Raw genomic sequence first — 19,369 nt, forward strand, 5'->3', positions numbered from 1 at the left:
GGGGAGAGGGAAGCGGGAGGGGCCGTCCCAGAACTGGGCCGTCTGCTCCTTCATGGACTCGCCAGTGAGGGTATGAACTGTTGCAGGGCGGCTCGTGGGAGGGTGATGCCATGAAGGTGATCGATTTCGTCTTGAACGTCCTCTGGCTGATCTTCTGCGGGATCTGGATGGCCATCGGGTACGTGATCGCAGGCATCATCTGCTGTGTCCTAATTGTCACCATTCCATTTGGCGTGGCGTCGTTCCGCCTGGCGGGCTACATCCTGTGGCCGTTCGGGCGGACCACGGTGGAGAAGCCGGGTGCCGGTGCCCCGTCGTGCATCGGCAATGTGATCTGGCTGGTCTTCGCCGGCTGGTGGCTCGCGATCGGGCACCTGGTGACGAGCATCCCGCTGTTCCTGTCGATCATCGGCATCCCCTTCGGCTGGGCCAACCTGAAGATGATCCCGATCTCGCTGATGCCGCTCGGCCGTGAGGTCGTCTCCACCGACGAGAAGTTCGGCGGTCGCTGACCCGCGGCTACGGCAGCATCAACCGGAAGCGGAGCAGCGCGGCTGCTCGATCCTGATAGCCGGACCACGATCCCGTTCGGGATCGCGTCCTTCCGGATCGCCGGGTACGTGCTCTGGCCGTTCGGGCGGACCACGGTGGAGAAGCCGGACGCCGGTGCCCCCTCCTGCGTCGGCAACGTGATCTGGATCGTCTTCGCCGGCTGGTGGCTGGCGCTCGGTCACATCGCCACGGCCATCGCGCTGGCGGTCACGATCATCGGCATCCCGTTCGCCTGGGCCAACCTCAAGATGATCCCGATCTCGCTGATGCCGCTGGGCCGCGAGGTGGTCTCCTCCGACGAGAAGTTCGGCTACCGCTGATCCGTCAGCCGGCCGCCCGGGCCCGGAGGATCTCCGCCGTCGCCTCGTCGGCCGGGAGGAAGGCCTCCAGGTGGAGCTCGGCTAGGGTGACGTCCAGGGCGGTGGCGAAGGACGTGATGGTGGTGATCAGGCGCAACTCGCCCTCGGGGACGGCCAGTCGGAGCGGCACGGCGAAGCCCAGGTGCTCCGGCCCGGGGGCGGCGTCCGGCAGGTAGGTCTCCAGCTCGGCGACGAGGGCGGCCAGCCGGGGGTCGTGGCCCCTGGTCTCCAGCGTGCGGCGCATGTTCTCGGTGACGTGCCGGCCCCACTCGGGGAGGTTGCGGACCCGGCGGGCCAGCCCCTCGGGGTGGAGCAGCAGCCGGATCATGTTGACCGGCGGGCGGAGCAGCTCGGCGGACACGTCCTCGGTGAGCAGGCCCACCGCCTCGTTGGCGGCGACCAGTTCGCCGTACGGGCGCAGCACGATCGCCGGGTACGGGAGGTGCCCGCGGAGGATGACGTCCAGGGCTTCGCGGACGGGGCCGAGCATCGCGGCCTCCAGCCGGGACTCGGGGTAGACGGGGGCGTAACCGGCGGCGTGCAGCAGGGAGTTGCGGTCCCGCAGCGGTAGTTCCAACGACTCGGCGATCCGGATCACCATCGCCCGGCCGGGGCGGGAGCGGCCGCGCTCCATGAAGCTCAGGTGCCGCTGGGTGGTGCCGGCCCGCAGTGCCAGGTCGAGCTGGCTGATCCGCCGCTCGGCCCGTCGGCGGCGCAACTCGGCGGGGAAGCCGGTCTGTTCGGTCACGGTGTTCACCCGGGGGATCCAACCACCGCCGGTGCGCCCGGGCCATTCCCTGTGCGGAATTGTCCGCCGTCCCGGGCCGCCGCAGGATCGTCGGGACAGCGTCCGACGCGCCCCGAGCGAGAGGCTTCCGAGCAGCGATGAAGAGCTACCACATCACCGAGGGCGGCCGTCTGACGCTCCGTGAGCACCCCGTCCCCGAGCCCGGGCCGGGGCAGGTGCTGGTCCGGATGCGGGCCAACGGGCTCAGCTTCCGGGACCTGACCGTGCTGGCCGGCGAGTACCCGCTGCCGGTCCGCCCGGAGGTGGTCGCCGGGTGCGAGGGCGTGGGGGAGGTGGTCGCGGTCGGAGCGGGCGTGACCACCCTGGCGGCCGGATGCCGGGTCGCGTTCACGGTCTTCCCGGAGTGGCTGGACGGCCCGTTCGGGCTGGACCGCGCCGCGCAGCTGGGCTCCGCGCTGGACGGCACCCTGACCGAGTACGCGGTGGCCGCCGAGCGCGGCCTGGTCCGCCTGCCGGAGCACCTGTCGTACGAGGAGGCGGCCGCGCTGCCGCTGACCGCCCTGACGGCCTGGAACGCGCTGACCGGCGGCCGTCCGCTGCTCCCCGGTGAGACGGTGCTGACCTCGGGCACCGGTGCGGTCAGCCTGGCCGCGGTACAGCTGGCCCTGCTGGCCGGGGCCCGGGTGATCGCCACCACCTCGGGGCCGGCGAGGGCGGACCGCCTGAGGGCGCTTGGCGCCCACGAGGTGGTCGACCGCTCCGAGCACGCCGAATGGCAGCTGAGGGTACGGGAGTTGACTGACGGCCGGGGCGCCGACACGGTCGTGCACGTGGCGGGTGACCTGGAGCGTTCGGTGCGGGCGGCCGCCCTCGGCGGTGAGATCGCCTACGTCGGCCACCGGGTGGGCGCCGCCCCGACCGGCCGTCCGCTGGAGGCCGGCCTGCTGTTCGGTGCCGGCGTCCGGGTGCGGCCCCTCGCGGTCGGCAGCCGGGCCCAGTTCACGGCCCTGAACCGGGCCTTGGCGGTCCACCGGATCCGTCCGCTGCTGGACCGGGTGTTCCCCTTCGGGGAGCTGTCGCGGGCCCTCGGTCACCTGCGGGAGGGGACGGCCTTCGGCCGGGTGGTGCTCGCCCACGGGTGAGCGGGGAGGTGACAGACCACGGGCGCGACGCTCCCTCCGGCGGATCGGGGCTGCATAGAGTCACGGGCGTTCCGAACCGCCGTGCCTCCAGGGGGAATTCGTGCTGCCCAGAAGACTGCTCACCGCCGCCGCGCCGCTGCTCGTCGGCGCCCTCGCGCTCACCGCGAGCGGCTGCGCCAAGGACGAGGGCGAGACCGGCGCGGACGGCAAGAAGGTGGTCAAGATCGCCTACCAGGGACCGCTGAGCGGGGACAACGCCGCGCTCGGGGTGCACATGGAGAACGGCGTGAAGCTGGCGGTCAAGCAGGCCAACGAGCGCGGCGACCTGCCGTTCTCGCTGGTCTACGTGGCGACCGACGACGCCGGCAGCGCCGACCAGTCCCCGGCCGCGGCGCAGAAGGTGATCGACGACGAGAAGGTGCTCGCGACCATCGGCCCGGCCTTCTCCAGCCCGACCAAGGCGGCCGGCCAGCTCTACTCGCAGGCGAACCTGCTGGCGCTGACGCCCTCCGCGAGCAGCCCCTCGCTGACCACCCTCGGCTTCGGCTCCTTCCTGCGCGGCATCCCGAACGACAACGCCCAGGGTGGCGGGATGGCCGCGTACTACGCGAAGAAGCTGAAGGCCAAGAAGGTCTTCCTGGTGGACGACAAGACCGAGTACGGCATCGGCCTGTCCGCCGTGGCGGAGAACGACCTCAAGGCGGCCGGGGTCGAGGTGGTGCGCCAGAGCGTGCCGCAGAAGACCCCGGACTACACCGCGGTGGCCACCGCCGCGAAGAACTCGAACGCGGACGCGCTGATCTACGCGGGCTTCTACGCGGACGCCGCGCCGTTCGCCAAGAAGCTCAAGGAGGCGGGCTTCGACAAGCCGAGGATCGCCTCGGACGGCGTGAACGACAAGAAGTTCATCGAGCTGGCCGGCGCCGCCTCGGAGGGCTGGCTGGTCACCTGCCCGTGCGTGGACGCCTCGGTGGAGGAGGGCATCAAGAAGTTCACCGCCGACTACCAGGCCGAGTTCAAGACCGCGCCCGGCACCTACTCGGCGGAGTCCTTCGACGCCACCAACCTGGTGATCGAGCAGCTCAAGGCGCTCGGCCCGGACGCCACCCGCGACCAGGTGCTGGCCAAGGCGAAGCAGGCCGACTACAAGGGCCTGACCAAGCGCTTCCGCTTCGACGCCAAGGGCGAGTTCCCGGACAAGACCGCGTTCCTCTACGAGGTGACCGGCGGCACGATCGTCTACCGGGGCAACATCGAGACGCTGGCCGCGAGTTGAGTCAGGGGAGGACCCTCCGATGCCGCTCCACGAGTTCTGGGACTACCTGATCCCGGGCGTCGCCCTGGGCGCGCTCTACTCGGTGATCGCGATCGGCTACACGCTGGTCTACGGCGTGCTCCAGCTGATCAACTTCGCCCACAGCGAGGTCTTCACGCTGGGCGGCTTCGGCGGCCTGGTCGTGCTCCAGCAGCTCACCCCGGCGCACCCCTCGGCCACCGCCTCGGTGCTGCTGGTGCTGGCCGGCCTGCTGGCCTCCGGCCTGGTCGGCGGCGCCACCGCGTACGGACTGGAGCGGGTGGCCTACCGGCCGCTGCGGCGGCGCGGCGCGCCCAAGCTGATCTTCCTGATCAGCGCGATCGGCGCCTCCTTCTTCCTCTACAACCTGGCCGGCAAGCTGTTCGGCCGGGACCCGGTGCCGATGCCGGAGATCTACCGGAACGACGTGCTGTTCACGGTCTTCGGCGCCCGCGTGACGATCACCCAGGTCCTGCTGGTGGTCTGCGCGTTGGCGATGATGGGCGGTCTCGACCTGCTGGTGCACCGCACCAGGCTGGGAGCCGGCATCCGGGCCCTGGCCCAGGATCCGGAGACGGCCGGGCTGATGGGCGTGGACACCGACCGGGTGATCTCCCGGACCTTCGTGATCGGCGGCCTGATGGGCGGCGTGGCCGGCTTCCTGTTCGGGCTGAACACCCAGGTCTCCTTCACCATGGGCTTCAACCCCGGCATCACCGCTTTCGCGGCGGCCGTGCTCGGCGGCGTCGGCTCGATCCGCGGAGCGATGCTCGGCGGCCTGCTGCTCGGCCTGGTGGAGACCTTCAACGTGCCGCTGTTCGGCGAGGAGTGGCGCTACGTGGCCGCCTTCGTGGTGCTGGTCGGGGTGCTGATGCTCCGTCCGACCGGCATCCTCGGCGTCCGGATCGGGAGGACGGCATGACCACCCTGCTCCAGCGTCCGGGCGCGGACCGGCTGGCCCGGCTCCGCACGCCCAGGTGGTACCGGCTGCCGCGCTGGCGGCGGCTGTCCGCCCTGCTCGGGGCCGGCCTGCTGCTGGCCGTGATGACCGGCGAGCAGGGCAACGGCCGGGACCTGCTGTACTCGCTGCGCGAGACCCTGACCGGCGCCCGGCTCTGGCTCTGCCTGGGCCTCGGCGTCGCGGTCTGGGCGCTGGCCGAGCTGGCACCCCGGGGGGCCGCCGGACGGGTGGCGGCCGTCCTCCCGAGGCCGCGGCTCCCGCGCGCCGCGAAGCCCGTGCTCGTGGTGCTCGGACTGGCCGTGGCCGTGCTGGCCCCGCTCGGGCTCAGCCGGGCCACCAACCAGGTGCTGGTGGACTGGGTCGGCATCTACGTGCTGCTCGCCCTCGGCCTGAACGTGGTGATCGGCTGGGCGGGCCTGCTCGACCTCGGCTTCGTCGCCTTCTTCGCCATCGGCGGCTACAGCGCGGCCTTCTGGACCGGCCACCTGCCGGTGAAGCCCCCGTTCGAGCTCAACCCCTTCCTGGTCATCCCGGTCGCCATGCTCACCTGTCTGGTCGCCGGGGTGCTGCTGGGCGGGCCGACGCTGCGGCTGCGCGGCGACTACCTGGCCATCGTGACCCTGGGCTTCCACGAGATCATCTACCTGGTCGCCAAGAACGCCGAGGGCCTCACCCACGGCTCCAACGGGGCCTTCGGCATCCCGCACTTCTCGGTCGAGCTCGGCCCGGTCTCCTACCGCTGGAAGCTGGACCCGGTCGACTACTGGTGGCTGCTGCTCGCCCTGATCGTGCTGGCGGTCGTGGTGCTGCGCCGCCTCCAGCACTCCAAGGTGGGCCGCACCTGGGCGGCGATCCGCGAGGACGAGATCGCGGCCGCCGCCCACGGCGTGGACACCGTGAAGTACAAGCTGATGGCCTTCGCCATCGGCGCCTCCACCTCCGGCGCGGCCGGGGTGGTGTACGCCAGCAAGGTCGGCTTCGTGAACCCGGAGAACTTCCCGCTGCTCTACTCGGTGCTGGTGCTGGCCTACGTCATCTTCGGCGGCATGGGCTCGCTGCCGGGAGTGCTGCTCGGCGCCGGACTGCTGGCCTGGCTGCCGCACGCGCTCAAGGACGTGGTCGACCAGAAGGACCGCTTCATGTACCTCGGGGCGCTGCTGGTGGTCATGATGATCTACCGCCCGCAGGGGCTGATCCCGGCCGGTGGCAAGCGAGTTGGGGGTAAGGGCCGATGAGCGTGGTGCTGGAGGCGGAGGGGCTGACCCTGCGGTTCGGCGGGCTGACCTCGCTCGCCGGGGTCGGCCTGCGGATGGAGCGCGGCGAGGTGCTGGCCGTGATCGGCCCGAACGGTGCGGGCAAGACCTCGCTGTTCAACTCGCTCACCGGTGTCTACCGGCCCCAGGAGGGCCGGGTCACCTTCCACCCGGAGGGTGGCGGCACATACGAACTCCTGGGCCGCAAGCCGCACTTGGTGAACCGGGCCGGGGTCGCCCGGACGTACCAGAACATCCGGCTGTTCGGAGCGCTCACGGCCCTGGAGAACGTCCAGGTGGCGGCCGAGAGCCGGCTGCGCAGCGGCCCGCTGGGCATCGCGCTCGGCCTGCCGCACGCCCGCCGGGCGGCTCGGCGCAGCGCCGAACGGGCCGGGGCGCTCCTGGAGTTCGTGGGCCTGGCGGCCAGGGCGGACGAGCCGGCCGGGGCGCTCGCCTACGGCGACCAGCGGCGGCTGGAGATCGCCCGCGCGCTGGCCACCGACCCCCGGGTGCTGCTGCTGGACGAGCCCGCGGCCGGGACCAACCCGACCGAGAAGCTCGAACTCACCGCCCTGATCCGGCGGATCAACCGGGAGCTGGAGATCGGCGTGCTGCTGATCGAGCACGACATGAAGCTGGTGATGTCGGTGGCGGACCGGGTGCTGGTGCTGAACTTCGGCAAGGTGATCGCCGAGGGCACCCCGGCCGAGGTCCAGCAGGACCCGGCGGTGGTCGAGGCCTACCTGGGCACGGAGGTGGCGGCGTGACGAGCGTGGTGGAGCCGGTCCGGGAGGCCCCGGGCGGAGCGGGCGGGACCCCGGCACTGCTGGAGCTGGCCGGGCTGCGGGTGGACTACGGGGCGGTCACCGCGCTGCGCGGGATCGACCTGACGGTCCGCCGGGGCGAGGTGGTCGCCCTGCTGGGGGCCAACGGCGCGGGCAAGTCGACCACCCTCCGGGCGGTCTCCGGCCTGCTCCGCCCGGCGGCGGGGGAGGTGCGGTTCGCCGGCGCGCGGATCGACGGCCTGCCCTCCCACGAGGTGGTCGGCCTCGGCATCGCCCACTCCCCGGAGGGGCGGCGGGTGTTCGCCGAGATGACGGTGCTGGAGAACCTGCACCTCGGCGCCTACCGCTTCGGCCGGGTGGACGCCGCCGACCTGGAGCGGGTGTTCGGCCTCTTCCCCCGGCTGGAAGAGCGCCGCCGCCAGGTGGCCGGCACCCTCTCCGGCGGCGAGCAGCAGATGCTGGCGATCGGCCGGGCCCTGATGGCCCGCCCGGACCTGCTGCTGCTGGACGAGCCCTCGATGGGCCTGGCCCCGATCATCGTGGCCCAGCTCTTCGAGATCGTCCGGGAGATCAACCAGCAGGGCACCACCGTGCTGCTGGTCGAGCAGAACGCCGCCCAGGCCCTGCGCCTGGCCGACCGGGGCTACGTGCTGGAGACCGGCGAGATCCGGATGCACGGCCCGGCCGCCGAGCTGCTCCACGACCCCCGGATCCGGGCCGCCTACCTCGGCGAGGGAGCGGCCTGACGCCCCGTCCGAGACCCCCGCAGCCGCGTGATGTGTCGCCACGTCACGCGGCTGTGTCGTTCCCGCGTACTTCCCGACCTCGTCCTTGTGGGCCCGGGCCGGCCGCTCCTAGGGTCGCGTGCATGGCAACCGGAGTCCACCTCGTTGCCCGCCGCCACGTCGACCACGGACGTCTGGCCTGCGGGCTCTGTCCCTCCCGCTGATCCCTCCGTTCCCGTCCACTCCGCGACATCGGAAGGCACAGCCATGCCCGAGCACACCTCCCCCAGCCGCCGCGGCTTCCTCACCGGAGCCGCCGCCGTGGCCGCCGCCACCGCCGTCCCGCTGGCCGCCGGCCGGGCCGCGGCCGCCGAGCCCGCCGCGAGCGCGGCCCGCCCCAACATCCTGCTGATCGTCACCGACGACCAGCCCAAGCACACCAACTGGGCGATCCAGAAGACCATCGCCTGGCTCGGCGACCACGGCGTGGAGTATCCGAACGGCCACGTCGCCACCCCGCTCTGCGCCCCGTCCCGCTCCTCGGTCTTCTCCGGCCGCTACGCCCACAACCACGGCGTGCGCAACAACGGCGCCTCGGCCGCGCTGGACCAGCACACCACCGTGCAGCGCTACCTCCAGCAGGCCGGCTACCGCACCGGCCTGTTCGGCAAGTACCTCAACTCCTGGACGCTGGCGGACAATCCGCCGCACTTCGAGGACTTCCTGCTGCTCCAGCCGAGCTACAACAACAACGCCAACTACAACGACAACGGCACCGTCCGGCAGATCACCGGCTACCCGACCAACGTGATCAAGAACCACGCGCTGGCCTTCCTGGACGAGGCCGCCACCGACACCCGGCCCTGGTTCGCCTACGTCACCCCGTACGCCTCGCACGAGCCCAACGTGCCGGCCCCCAAGTACGCCGACACGCCCGTCCCGGCCTGGAACGGCCGCCCCTCGGTGCCGGAGGCCGACCGCAGCGACAAGCCCGCCTACATCCGCGACGCCACCGCCACCCTGGACGACGCCCGGGCGCTGCGCCAGCGTCAACTCCGCACCCTGCTCTCGGTGGACGACGCGGTGCAGGCCTTCCGGGACAAGCTGGAGGCGCTCGGACAGCTCGACAACACCCTGGTGATCTACATCGCCGACAACGGCTACACCTGGGCCGACCACGGCTGGCTGAAGAAGTCGGTGCCCTACTCGCCCAGCCACCAGGTGCCGTTCTACCTGTCCTGGCCGGCCGCCGGGCTGGCCGCCGGCACCGTCGACAACCGGCTGGCCGCCAACATCGACATCGCCCCGACCATCCTGGACGCCGCCGGGATCACCCCGAACACCCCGCAGGACGGCCGCTCGCTGCTCACCGGGTACTCCCGGGACCACCTGCTGGTCGAGTGGTGGAAGCAGGGCACCGCCGCCGGCGGGCCCAACACCTGGGCCTCGTACGTCGACAAGGAGCGGCAGTACACCGAGTACTACGCCCTGCACACCAACGCGGCGGGCGTGGTGAGCGGGACCGGGCAGGTGCTGTTCCGCGAGTACTACGACCTGGTCAGCGACCCGTACCAGCTGCAGAACCTGCTGCACCAGGCCACCCCGGCCCAGGAACAGGCGCTCGGCATCCCGGCCCTGGCCGCCGCCCTGGCCGCCGACCGGACCAGTTGACCCGGACGGGCCCTGCCCGCGCGGGGGCAGGGCCCGTCCGACCACCCGTTCCACGACCTGTTTGACGACCCGTCCGATCACCCGAAGGGAAGCGGAGCGCGATGACCGTCACCGAGCACAAGTCCTGCTGCACGCCCGGCCGGTCCGCCGCCCCGCTGACCCTGACGGCACCGTCCGCCCGCACCGCCCGTCCCGCCCGGGGGCTTCTCCAACTCCCGGGCGGGCGCTTCCTGATGGGCACCGACGACGGTCTCGGCTACCCGGCCGACGGCGAGGGCCCGGTCCGCGAGGTCGAGGTCGCCCCGTTCCGGATCTCGCCGACGGCCGTCACCAACGCGCAGTTCGCCGCCTTCGTGAAGGCCACCGGGCACGTCACGGAGGCCGAGGCCTTCGGCGCCAGTTTCGTCTTCGAGGGCTTCCTGACAAGGGAGTTGGCGGCCGGCTCGCCCTCGGTGGCGGCCGTCCCCTGGTGGCGCTCGGTGGCCGGCGCTTCCTGGCGCAGCCCCGAGGGCCCCGGCTCCTCGGTCGGCGAGCGGCAGAACCACCCCGTGGTGCACGTCTCCTGGAACGACGCCCGGGCCTACTGCGCCTGGGCCGGCACCCGGCTGCCCACCGAGGCCGAGTGGGAGTACGCCGCGCGGGGCGGCCTGGAGCAGCGCCGCTACCCCTGGGGCGACGAACTCGCCCCGGGCGGACGGGAGATGTGCAACATCTGGCAGGGCGTCTTCCCGACCGTCAACACCGGCCACCGCGGCACCGTCCCGGTGAAGTCCTACCGCCCGAACGGCCACGGCCTGCACAACGTGGCCGGCAACGTCTGGGAGTGGTGCGCCGACTGGTTCAGCCCCGACTTCCACCGCACCGGCCCCCGGCAGGACCCGGTCGGGCCGCCGAGCGGCACCGCCCGGGTGATGCGCGGCGGCTCCCACATGTGCCACGACTCCTACTGCAACCGCTACCGGGTGGCCGCCCGCAGCTCCAACACCCCCGACAGCTCCGCCGGCAACATCGGCTTCCGGGTGGCGGGCTGAGCGGCTGTACCGGAGACGGCCGGCACCGTACGGGAGACGGCCCCTCGACCCCGCCCCCTCGACCCGCCGCCGGAAATCGCCTGGTGGTGCCGTTCGTCCCCGTGTACACAGGTGCGCATGAGCACCGTGGACCCGAACGACCTCGCCCCGACCTTCCGCCCCGCCGAGCTGGACGGCGACGGCTTCCGGGCGGTGCCCTGGACCCTGGTCGACGACCTCGACCGCCGGGCCCGCGAGATCGCCGCCATCGCGGCCGACCCGGCGGTCGCCCTCTGGAACCCGCTGCCCGCCGGGACCCCCGCGCACGCCGAGCGTTGGCTGACCGGCCGGGCGGCGGCCTGGGAACGCGGCGACGCCGGCTCCTTCGCGCTGCTCGACCCCGTCCGGGACGACCTCCTCGGCGCCGTCACCATCCGCTGGGTGGACCGCTTCGACGGACTCGCCATGATCGGCTACTGGCTCGACCCCGCCGCCCGCGGCCGGGGCCTGGCGACCCGCGCCACCCGCACCGTCACCGAGTGGGCCTTCGCCCGGGCCGACGCCCGCCGCATCGAACTCGCCCACGCCACCGGCAACGCCGCCTCCTGCGCCGTGGCCCTGCGGGCCGGCTACCCCCTCGAAGGCACCCTCCGCGCCAGCCACCGCTTCGGCGACGGCCACCACCACGACGAACACCTCCACGCCCGGCTCGCCACCGACTGACGGTCCGCCAGGGCGCCCGTACGGCCGGCCGCCCCGTACGGTCAGCCGCCCTGGCCGGCGCTCCCGACCGGGCCGATCCGCACCGGCGAACCGCCGCCCTCCGTCACGGGCAGCGAACCCGCGCCCGGCCAGGCCAGGGTGACCGGATGGGTCTCGTCCGGCGGGGTCACCACCAGCCCGGTGATCCGCACGCCGGAGCCGCCCGAGCCGTTGGCCGGGTAGCCGATGCCGAAGTACGTCGACTTCCCGCTCGCCAGCACGCCCGTGACCACCGGTTCGCCGGAGCGCTTCGCGGAGACCGTCCCCGCGGAGGTCTTCAGGTCGACGCCCGCGTAGCCGGCGAGCGTGCACGCCCTGTCGCCGTGGTTCTTCAGCTCGACCACGACGGTGTTCTCGCCGTCGCCGGTGATGGTGCGGTCCGCGGCGGTGACGGTCAGGTCCGCGGTCCGGCACTGGGCGGTCTTCCCGGCAGTGGCGGTGGCGGTAGCAGGGGCCGGGGTGCTCGGTGCGGTGGTCCTCGGGGTCCCCGAGGCGGTGGCGGACGGGGACGAGGACGAGGCCGGGGTGGCGGCGGTCGGGGTCGGTGCGCTCGCCGCGGAGCCCGTTCCGCCGTCCTGGCAGGCGGTGAGCAGCAGTGCGGCGGCGACGGCCAGGACGGCGACGGCGGGCTTGCGGACGCGCATGGGGTTCTCCTCCGGGTGGGACGGTGGCGCTCGGTGCTCTCCCACCCCAGGACCGCCCGCCCCCGGTGGACCGTTCCGCCCGTTCCACCCCCAGGACAGTCCTGTGACACACCGTCATGAACCGCTCTCCGCCACCCGCACGACGGCCTTCCCCAGGTTCCCCCCGCCCAGCATCCCGAGGAACGCCTCCACCGACCGGTCGAACCCCTCGGTCACCGCCTCCTCCGCGACCAGCGCTCCCGAGCGCAGGTGCGGGGCCGCCCACTCCTCCAACTCCGCCTGCGCGTCGCGGTGGTTGCGCACCAGGAACCCCTCCACCCGCAGGCTCTTGCCCACCACGTCGTACAGGTTGTGCGGGGCGGCCGGCGGGTTGGCCGGATCGTCGTACTGCGCCACCGCGCCGCACCACGCGACCCGCCCGCCCTCCCGCAGCACCTCGATCGCCCCGGCCAGGTGGTCCCCGCCGACGTTGTCGAAGTACACGTCGATCCCGTCCGGCGCGGCCGCCCGCAGCTGCTCGCCGACCGGCCCGTCCCGGTGGGAGAACGCCGCGTCGAAGCCCAGCCGCCCGGTCAACTCCCGGACCTTCTCCGCCGATCCGGCGCTCCCGATCAGGCGCCCGGCCCCCATCAGCCGCGCGAACCGCCCCACCGCCGTCCCCACCCCGCCCGCCGCCGCGCTGACGTACAGGTCCTCGCCGGGCTGCAGCCGGGCCACCCGGGTGAGTCCCACGTACGCGGTCAGCCCCGTCCCGCCCAGCACGCTCAGGTAGGCGCTCGGCGGCACCCCGTCGGCCGGTCGGATCCGCCGCACCCGCCCCGGGTCGGGCAGCGCGCCGGGCGCGGGGACCTCCGCCTCCGTCAGCACCGCGTGGGTGCGCCATCCCTGACGGTGCGCCACCAGGTCCCCTTCCGCCAGGTGCGGCGACCGCGAGGCCACCACCCGTCCGACCGCCCGCCCCTCCAGCGGGGCATGCAGCTCGCCGACGTCCATCACCTCGCGCATGTACGGGTCCACGGAGAAGTACAGGTTCTCCACCAGCGCCCCGCCCGCCGGCACCTCGGGGAGCGCCCGCTCCACGAAGGCGAAGTCGGCGGGGGAGGGGCGTCCCTGGGGGCGGGCGGTCTGGTGGACGTAGCGGGCGGTGCGGGTCATGGTCTCTCTCCTCCGTGCTCGGTACGGACGGAACGCTAGGCACCGGCTCGCGGGCGTGGCAGGGGCGCACGTCGATGGTTCCCGCCCTTCCATGAACCCTCTTCATGGAAGGAGCCCCCACCGGCTAGGTTTCACCGGTGACGACCGACCCCACCGACTTCACCGACCCCACCCGCTCCGATCTCACCCCCGCCGACCTCCGGATCCTGGTCGCCGTGGATCGAGAGGGCAGCTTCACCGCCGCCGGAGCAGCGCTCGGCCTCTCCCAGTCCGCCGTCTCGCACGCCGTGCGCGGGTGCGAACGCAAGCTGGGTGCCGTCCTGTTCGAACGAGGGCGTCACGGGGCGCGCACCACCCCGGCGGGCGCGAAGGCCGCCGCCCACGCCCGGCAGGTCCTCCACCTGCTCACCGTCCTCGCCGCCGAGACCCGGGCCGCCGCCGCCCCGGCGGGCGGCGAACCCACCGGCCCGGTCCGGATCGCCGCCTTCCGCAGCGCCGCCGCCCACCTGCTCCCGGCCGTGCTGGCCCGGCTGGCGGCCCGTCACCCGGGCCTGCGCCCGGAGGTCAGGATCGTCCGCGACCTCGGCCGGGGCACCGCCGGCGAGGTGGCCGACGGCCACGCCGACCTGGCCGTCGCCACCCTCGACGCGGCCACCGGCAGCGTCCCCTCGCCCGCCCTGCCCGGCCTGGTGGCCGGCCGTCTGTTCAGCGAGCCCTACGCCCTGGTGCACCCCGCCGGGCACCCGCGTCCGCGCACCCTCCCGCTGGTCGACTGGGACGAGAACTGCGGCTCCTACACCCGCGCGTGGTGGCGGAGGCAGAGCTGGATCCCGGCCGCCACCGTCAACGTCTCGGACGACACGGTGACCCTCTCGATGGTCGCCCAGGGACTCGGCATGTCGATCATGCCCGCCCTCACCCTGCTCTCCGCCCCGCCGGGCGTCACCGTCGCCCCGCTCGACCCCGAGCCACCGACCCGGCACGTCGGCTACGTCACCACACCCGCCCTGGCCCGCACCGCCGCCGTCCGCGCGGTGATCCGCGAACTGCGCGCGGCCCCGCCGCCCGTGCTCGCCTGACGGTCCGTCAATCCGCCTGCGGCGGGAGCGATTCCCGGAGCGCGCGGAACTCCGCCGCGATCCCGTCCAGGGTGAAGTGCGCGTTCAGCCCGCTCGGGTTCGGCAGCACCCACACCTCGGTGGCGCCGATCCCCTCCGGCTGCCGCCCCACGGCGGCCTTCCGCCGCCCGAAGGCCGTCCGGTACGCCCCGATCCCCAGCACCGCCAGCACCCGTGGCCGCAGCTGCTCCACCCGCTCCACCAGGGCCGCCCCGCCGAGCCGGTACTCCTCGGCGGTCAGCTCGTCCGCCTTCGCCGTGGTCCGGGCCACCACGTTGGTGATCCCGAGCCCGTACGGCAGCAGCTCCAGCTGTTCCTGGGGCCGGAGCCGGCGCGGGGTGAAGCCGGAGCGGTGCAGCGCGGGCCAGAACCGGTTGCCCGGCCGGGCGAAGTGCAGGCCGGTCGCGCCCGACCACAGCCCGGGGTTGATGCCGCAGAACAGCACCCGCAGCCCGGGGGCCACCACGTCCGGGACCGTCCGCTCCCGCGCCGCGGCCAACTCCTCGGCCGTGGGCCGCCCCTGACTGACCATCCACCCAGTCTGCCTCCTGGGGGCGCGCGGTGTCATATTCACAACGACCATGCCACGAAGGGAGAGTGAGTTCGATATTCCGCTGCCACGCCGTCGTTGGAGGGCGCAGAATGGCTGGATGTCCTACGAACTCAAGGCACTCATCGGCTCCTGGGACCTGCTCAAGGTGGTGGCCGCAGAGGTGCCGGTCGCCCGTGTGACCAGACTGGAACAGGGATTGGCGCTGATCCCGATGACGGACCTTCTGTTCGACACCGTCGCCGAGCACGGCGGCGTCCTGCAACCCGGCTTCACCGCCTTCCCCGGCGGCTTCGGCCGCCGCCTGGTGGCCTGGTCCCAAGCCTCCCCGATCGGCTACGTCGAGGCGCACTACGTCGGCGGCGACGGCACCCAGCGCGCCGCCGTCTGGGTGGACGGGCGCCTTGTCCTCGGCCCGCTCGCCTGCACCTCCGAACCCTTCCCGGAGGACGGCAGCCCCATCTCCCAGGCCCTGCGCCGGATCGGGGCCCGGCGCACGCCGGCCGCGGACGAGTTCGAGGAGGTCGGCCTCGGCCGCCACAGCCGTCTGGTCGACTGGCCCGCCGACTGACCCCCGCCCTCCCGCTGCCCGCTGCCCGCTCCGTCCCCGCCGCATGCCGCCGTACGGCCCAGCGCGCCCCCGTCACGCCTCCCCGGCGCGTGCCCGGCGTCCCGCCGTACGGCCCACCGGCCCGCCCCTCCGTCTGGCGGACCGTCACCCACCCGCCCGGAGCACGCTCTTGCGCCCCCGGACGCCCCGCCGGCCGCACCGCTGCCGGGCGGCGAACCGTTCGGCCTAGGCGCGGTGGCCCGTCACCCTGGGGTGCACCAACGTGTGATGCAGGCGACAACGCCTGATCACACGAAAGGAAACGCAAGAATGCGTGCCACCTGGACGGCCGCCGTGCTGACCGCCACCCTGGGCCTCGCCCCGGTCATCACCACGTCCGTCACCGTCGCGAACGCTGCCGACTCCGCCTCCGCGACCAGCCTCCGCCTCCTCGCCTCCCACCCCGAGCGCGTCCTCCCGGACCTCGCCCGCCCCGGCCTCTCCCTCCCGGACCTGGCCGGCATCATCCCGCCCGCCCCGGACCTCCCGGTGAAACCCCCGGTCCCCGACCTCCCCGTCAAACCGCCGGTCCCGGACCTCCCCGTGAAGCCCCCCGTGGACGTCCCCGCCGTCCCCGACCTCCCGGCCGTCCCCGACCCGGGCGCGAACCTCGCCGTCCTCGGCTCCCTCGGCGACGTCCTCGGCCAGATCACCAAACTGGTCGGCTCGGCCACCGCCGGAGCCCCCGACCCGGCCGCCCTGCAGAAGCAGCTCGACGACCTCCAGGCCGCGATCAAGGCTCTGCTCGGCAAGCTCCCCGCACCGCCGGCCCCGTCCACCCCGACCCTCCCGGTCGACCAGACCCGCGGTGCCCCCACCGACCTCGCCCCGGCCCTCCCGCCGGCTCCGGCCCTCCCGGAGACCCCCGCCGTCCCCGCCGTCCCGGCCGCCCCGCTCCCGCTCAACCCGGCCGACGCCCTCGCCAAGGTCCAGAAGGACCTCACCGACCTGGTCGCCAAGGCCACCGCCGCCAAGCCCGACCCGGCCGCCGTCAAGGCGGCCATCCCCGGCCTCTCCACCGACACCGTCGCCGCCACGGCCGCCACCGCCACCAGCCTGGCCACCGGCTGACACCCCGTCACCACCCACCCCGCGCCCCGGGCCCGTGCACGGCCCCGGGGCGCGGGCGCGCACTCAGCCCACCCGCCCGCAGACGGCGATCCGCTGCGCCAGCTCCCCGTAGGCCGCCGCCTCCCCGCACAGGCGGCGCACCGAAGCCAGGCCGATGCTGAGCTGCCCGGTCGCCTCCACCACGGCGCGCGGGGCGACGTAGAAGCTCCACTGTCCGACGTCGAGCGGGTCGTAGTCGGCGTGCGTCTGCGCGGTGTGCAGGCAGAAGACGTAGACGTCGGCGTTGTACGACTGCTCCAGTGCCTCACCGGTCTCCGGATCCCAGGTGCGCCCGCGCAGCCGGGAGAACTGGATCGTCGACAGCTGGCGCTGCCCCCACGACTGCAGGTAGGCACTGGTCTTCACCTCGATCCTGAGCCCGTCCGGCCGCAGGACGTCGAAGCTCGCCCACTCCTCGTTGCGCTGCACCGCCCCCACCGCACGGTGCACCAGGTACTCCGCGAGCAGCCCACGGGTCGTGTTCGTCCGCAGGTCCGGCATCGCGTACCGCCAGAAGTCCAGCACCGTCCCCGCCGCCGCCGCACCCCGGAACACCTCGCCGCCGTCCAGCGGCGTCAGCGCGCTCGGGGTGTGCTACTCCTCCGGGGTGCCCGGTGTTCCCTGTCCGGTCAGCATCCCCACAGGTTGCCACGCACCCCCGACGGAGAGGGCCCGCCGAGGGGCGGCACGCCGTACGACCGGCGCCGCGCCCTCGACGGGCCCTCTCCTCTCCGACCAGCCCGCTGCTAGCGGTAGTTCACGAACTGGATCGCGAAGTCCAGGTCCTTGCCCTTGAGCAGGGCCTGCACCGTCTGGAGGTCGTCCCGGCTCTTCGAGCTGACGCGGAGCTCGTCACCCTGCACCTGCGCCTTGATGCCCTTCGGGCCCTCATCGCGGATGATCTTGGCGACCTTCTTCGCGTCGTCCTGGGAGATGCCCTCCTTGATGTCCGCGAAGATCTTGTACTCCTTGCCGGACAGCTGCGGCTCACCCGCGTCCAGCGCCTTCAGCGACAGGCCGCGCTTGATGAACTTGTCCTTCAGCACGTCCAGGATCGCCTTGGCGCGCTCCTCGCCGTTGGCCTTCATCTCGATCTTCTCGCCCGAGCGCTTGATCTCCCCGCCGACGTTCTTGAAGTCGAACCGGGTGGCGATCTCGCGGGAGGTCTGGTTGATCGCGTTGTCGACCTCCTGCCACTCGACCTTCGAGACGATGTCGAAACTGGAGTCGGCCATGGTGTGTTGGTCTCCTTGATGCTCTGACTGCACGGTCACCGCCCGCCCCCGAGGGCAGGCGCCGCCCCAGCCTATCCACCCCCGCCCCGCCCCACCCCCGACAGCCACGCCTCGCCGCCTTGATCATCACGTGACCAACCAAGTGGCGAAGCACCCCCATCCATCAGGTATCGTTTACGAGGTCGAACGGGGCAGCGCCCCGCAAGACGAAACATCCTGGCTGGTTGCCCGAGCGGCCAAAGGGAGCAGACTGTAAATCTGTCGCGCAAGCTACGCAGGTTCGAACCCTGCACCAGCCACAGGATATAGAGGGGCCCGGAGAGCGGAAACGCTCCCCGGGCCCCTCTGCTTGTGTCCACTGTCGGGGCCGCTGCCTAGAGTCCGGGTGTGGACTTTCTGATGCGTGAAGTGCTCGACCTGCAGCCGTCCTGGTCCGCGGACAAGACGCCGGAGATGGATCGGCGCGGCGCCATCATCAGGCAGGAGTTGCCGCGGCGCCTTCGGGAGCTGACCGAGGCCCTGGCAGACGAACTGGGCCTGCCGGCCGACGACGTGGTGGTGGAGGGCAAGTCCAGCACCGGTCGCAATTCGGTGATCCCGTGGGTGCGCGTCCACAGCGAGGAGAGGTCACCCAGCGCCACCGTCGGGTGGTACGTCGTCTACCTCTTCAGTGCCTCGGGCGATCGGGTGTACCTGTCGCTCAACCAAGGGACCACCGTGTGGACGGGGACGGTGTTCGCCAAGCGGAGCCCTGACGAGCTGAAGGCCCGGGTCGAGTGGGCGCGGCCGTTGGTCGAAGACGCGCCGGCTCGGCGCCCGGGGTTGGTGCGATCCATCGACCTGCAGGGTACGAAGGGAAAGCTCAGCCGCGGGTACGAGGCCGGGAACGTGGTGGCGATCGAGTACTCGGCGGACGAGATGCCGGCCGAGGAGGTCCTGACGGCGGACCTGCTCTTCATGGCGCAGTTGTTGGGGAGGGTCTACGAGGGTGAGCGTCTCGGCATCCCGGTGCCGGGGGAGAGCGCGCCCGAGGTGCTCGACCTGCTGGATGTCACGGCGGCGATGGCGGGCAGACGCGTCGGCCGCTCGCGCGGCGGTCGCGGCCAAGGTTTCCGGCTGACGGCCGAGGAACGCAAGGCGGTTGAGCTGCGTGCGATGGGAATGGCCACGGAACACTTCGAGCGCCAGGGCTGGACGGTCGAGGACGTCGGTGCGCGGGAGTCCTACGACCTCGAGTTGAGGCGTGGCGATTCGGAGCGGCTGCACGTCGAGGTGAAGGGGACGACCTCGGCCGGGGAGCAGGTGGTTCTGACCCGGGCCGAGGTCGATAGGCAGCGAGAGTTCTTCCCGGAGAACGCGCTGGTGGTGGTGCACTCGATCGCACTGGACGGGTCCGGGGGTGAGCCACGAGCGTCCGGTGGGGTGCTGACGTGCGTATCGCCCTGGTGGATCGAGGACGAGGATCTGTCCGTGGTCTCGTACCTCTACCGGACACCAGCCTGACGGCTCGACAGCCGGAATGACCGGAGCCCCGTCCCGATCCCGGGACGGGGCTCCGTGCTTGCCGAGGGAACGTCAGGTGTTCTTGGTGGTGGTGAAGCGGTTGGTGACGTCGGTCCAGTTGACGACGTCCCAGAGGCGGGTGACGTAGTCGGGGCGGACGTTGCGGTACTGGAGGTAGTAGG

22 protein-coding genes and 1 tRNA gene are annotated in these 19,369 nt (G+C 72.7%); 16 read left to right on the forward strand and 7 right to left on the reverse strand.

The genetic code is table 11. The annotated features are described in order from the left end of the window. Positions 1-110 precede the first annotated feature (110 nt). Complete coding sequence (locus ACWEPF_RS11770; RefSeq protein ID WP_452172449.1) at positions 111-512, forward strand: YccF domain-containing protein; 402 nt, start codon at positions 111-113, stop codon at positions 510-512. 42 nt (positions 513-554) lie between these two features. Beyond that, positions 555-872 carry a YccF domain-containing protein gene (locus tag ACWEPF_RS11775; protein WP_452172470.1) on the forward strand — a complete coding sequence of 106 codons (318 nt, stop codon included), beginning with the start codon at positions 555-557 and terminating at the stop codon, positions 870-872. A gap of 4 nt (positions 873-876) precedes the next feature. On the opposite strand, the gene ACWEPF_RS11780 is transcribed toward ACWEPF_RS11775, so the two are convergent. Next, the gene (locus tag ACWEPF_RS11780; RefSeq protein ID WP_452172450.1) at positions 877-1,668 is read right to left on the reverse strand and encodes a helix-turn-helix domain-containing protein; all 792 of its coding nucleotides are present in this window, start codon (positions 1,666-1,668) and stop codon (positions 877-879) included. Between the two features lie 128 nt (positions 1,669-1,796). Between ACWEPF_RS11780 and ACWEPF_RS11785 the strand changes: the two genes are divergently transcribed. The 9 genes from ACWEPF_RS11785 (at position 1,797) to ACWEPF_RS11825 (ending at position 11,223) form a co-directional block, all read left to right on the forward strand. Further along, a complete protein-coding gene (locus ACWEPF_RS11785; RefSeq protein WP_452172451.1) occupies positions 1,797-2,801 on the forward strand; it encodes a zinc-dependent alcohol dehydrogenase family protein in 1,005 nt (334 codons plus the stop codon). A 100-nt stretch (positions 2,802-2,901) separates the two neighbouring features. After that, entirely contained in the window at positions 2,902-4,077 is a 1,176-nt protein-coding gene (locus ACWEPF_RS11790; protein ID WP_380149583.1) for a branched-chain amino acid ABC transporter substrate-binding protein, read from the forward strand. 19 nt (positions 4,078-4,096) lie between these two features. Continuing rightward, positions 4,097-5,017, forward strand: a complete 921-nt coding sequence (locus tag ACWEPF_RS11795) for a branched-chain amino acid ABC transporter permease (protein ID WP_452172452.1) — start codon at positions 4,097-4,099, stop codon at positions 5,015-5,017. Next, positions 5,014-6,291 carry a branched-chain amino acid ABC transporter permease gene (locus ACWEPF_RS11800; protein WP_452172453.1) on the forward strand — a complete coding sequence of 426 codons (1,278 nt, stop codon included), beginning with the start codon at positions 5,014-5,016 and terminating at the stop codon, positions 6,289-6,291. Before ACWEPF_RS11795 ends, ACWEPF_RS11800 begins: the two co-directional genes overlap by 4 nt. Then, complete coding sequence (locus ACWEPF_RS11805) at positions 6,288-7,076, forward strand: ABC transporter ATP-binding protein (RefSeq protein ID WP_452172454.1); 789 nt, start codon at positions 6,288-6,290, stop codon at positions 7,074-7,076. Before ACWEPF_RS11800 ends, ACWEPF_RS11805 begins: the two co-directional genes overlap by 4 nt. Beyond that, positions 7,073-7,840, forward strand: coding sequence for an ABC transporter ATP-binding protein (locus ACWEPF_RS11810; protein WP_452172455.1), 768 nt, complete (start codon positions 7,073-7,075; stop codon positions 7,838-7,840). The genes ACWEPF_RS11805 and ACWEPF_RS11810 overlap by 4 nt, the downstream gene beginning before the upstream one ends. Before the next feature lie 246 nt (positions 7,841-8,086). Beyond that, entirely contained in the window at positions 8,087-9,490 is a 1,404-nt protein-coding gene (locus tag ACWEPF_RS11815) for a sulfatase family protein (RefSeq protein WP_452172456.1), read from the forward strand. Positions 9,491-9,591: 101 nt separating this feature from the next. Beyond that, positions 9,592-10,521 (forward strand): formylglycine-generating enzyme family protein, encoded by a 930-nt coding sequence (locus tag ACWEPF_RS11820; protein WP_452172457.1) that lies wholly within the window; start codon positions 9,592-9,594, stop codon positions 10,519-10,521. 117 nt (positions 10,522-10,638) lie between these two features. Beyond that, positions 10,639-11,223 (forward strand): GNAT family N-acetyltransferase, encoded by a 585-nt coding sequence (locus tag ACWEPF_RS11825; protein ID WP_452172458.1) that lies wholly within the window; start codon positions 10,639-10,641, stop codon positions 11,221-11,223. A 41-nt stretch (positions 11,224-11,264) separates the two neighbouring features. Here ACWEPF_RS11825 and ACWEPF_RS11830 read toward each other — a convergent pair whose 3' ends face one another. Both ACWEPF_RS11830 and ACWEPF_RS11835 read right to left on the reverse strand, forming a co-directional pair. Beyond that, a complete protein-coding gene (locus tag ACWEPF_RS11830) occupies positions 11,265-11,906 on the reverse strand; it encodes a DUF4232 domain-containing protein (RefSeq protein ID WP_452172459.1) in 642 nt (213 codons plus the stop codon). 114 nt (positions 11,907-12,020) lie between these two features. After that, a complete protein-coding gene (locus ACWEPF_RS11835; protein ID WP_452172460.1) occupies positions 12,021-13,061 on the reverse strand; it encodes an NADP-dependent oxidoreductase in 1,041 nt (346 codons plus the stop codon). Between the two features lie 137 nt (positions 13,062-13,198). Between ACWEPF_RS11835 and ACWEPF_RS11840 the strand changes: the two genes are divergently transcribed. Next, entirely contained in the window at positions 13,199-14,140 is a 942-nt protein-coding gene (locus ACWEPF_RS11840; RefSeq protein WP_452172461.1) for a LysR family transcriptional regulator, read from the forward strand. 7 nt (positions 14,141-14,147) lie between these two features. Here the strand turns inward: ACWEPF_RS11840 and mug are convergent, their stop codons facing one another. After that, the gene (mug, locus tag ACWEPF_RS11845; protein ID WP_452172462.1) at positions 14,148-14,711 is read right to left on the reverse strand and encodes a G/U mismatch-specific DNA glycosylase; all 564 of its coding nucleotides are present in this window, start codon (positions 14,709-14,711) and stop codon (positions 14,148-14,150) included. Positions 14,712-14,829: 118 nt separating this feature from the next. Between mug and ACWEPF_RS11850 the strand changes: the two genes are divergently transcribed. Next, the gene (locus ACWEPF_RS11850) at positions 14,830-15,300 is read left to right on the forward strand and encodes a hypothetical protein (RefSeq protein WP_452172463.1); all 471 of its coding nucleotides are present in this window, start codon (positions 14,830-14,832) and stop codon (positions 15,298-15,300) included. A gap of 309 nt (positions 15,301-15,609) precedes the next feature. Then, positions 15,610-16,410, forward strand: coding sequence for a hypothetical protein (locus ACWEPF_RS11855; protein WP_452172464.1), 801 nt, complete (start codon positions 15,610-15,612; stop codon positions 16,408-16,410). A 63-nt stretch (positions 16,411-16,473) separates the two neighbouring features. On the opposite strand, the gene ACWEPF_RS11860 is transcribed toward ACWEPF_RS11855, so the two are convergent. After that, entirely contained in the window at positions 16,474-17,004 is a 531-nt protein-coding gene (locus ACWEPF_RS11860) for a hypothetical protein (protein WP_452172465.1), read from the reverse strand. 191 nt (positions 17,005-17,195) lie between these two features. After that, positions 17,196-17,684, reverse strand: coding sequence for a YajQ family cyclic di-GMP-binding protein (locus tag ACWEPF_RS11865; RefSeq protein ID WP_402295139.1), 489 nt, complete (start codon positions 17,682-17,684; stop codon positions 17,196-17,198). 218 nt (positions 17,685-17,902) lie between these two features. Between ACWEPF_RS11865 and ACWEPF_RS11870 the strand changes: the two genes are divergently transcribed. Beyond that, positions 17,903-17,983: transfer RNA gene (locus tag ACWEPF_RS11870), tRNA-Tyr, on the forward strand. 88 nt (positions 17,984-18,071) lie between these two features. Continuing rightward, positions 18,072-19,187, forward strand: a complete 1,116-nt coding sequence (locus tag ACWEPF_RS11875; RefSeq protein WP_452172466.1) for an MrcB family domain-containing protein — start codon at positions 18,072-18,074, stop codon at positions 19,185-19,187. A 72-nt stretch (positions 19,188-19,259) separates the two neighbouring features. Here ACWEPF_RS11875 and ACWEPF_RS11880 read toward each other — a convergent pair. Beyond that, positions 19,260-19,369: Fe-Mn family superoxide dismutase (locus ACWEPF_RS11880; RefSeq protein WP_452172471.1), on the reverse strand; the 110-nt coding region annotated here is incomplete at its 5' end.

The organism is Kitasatospora sp. NPDC004289 (assembly GCF_053602875.1).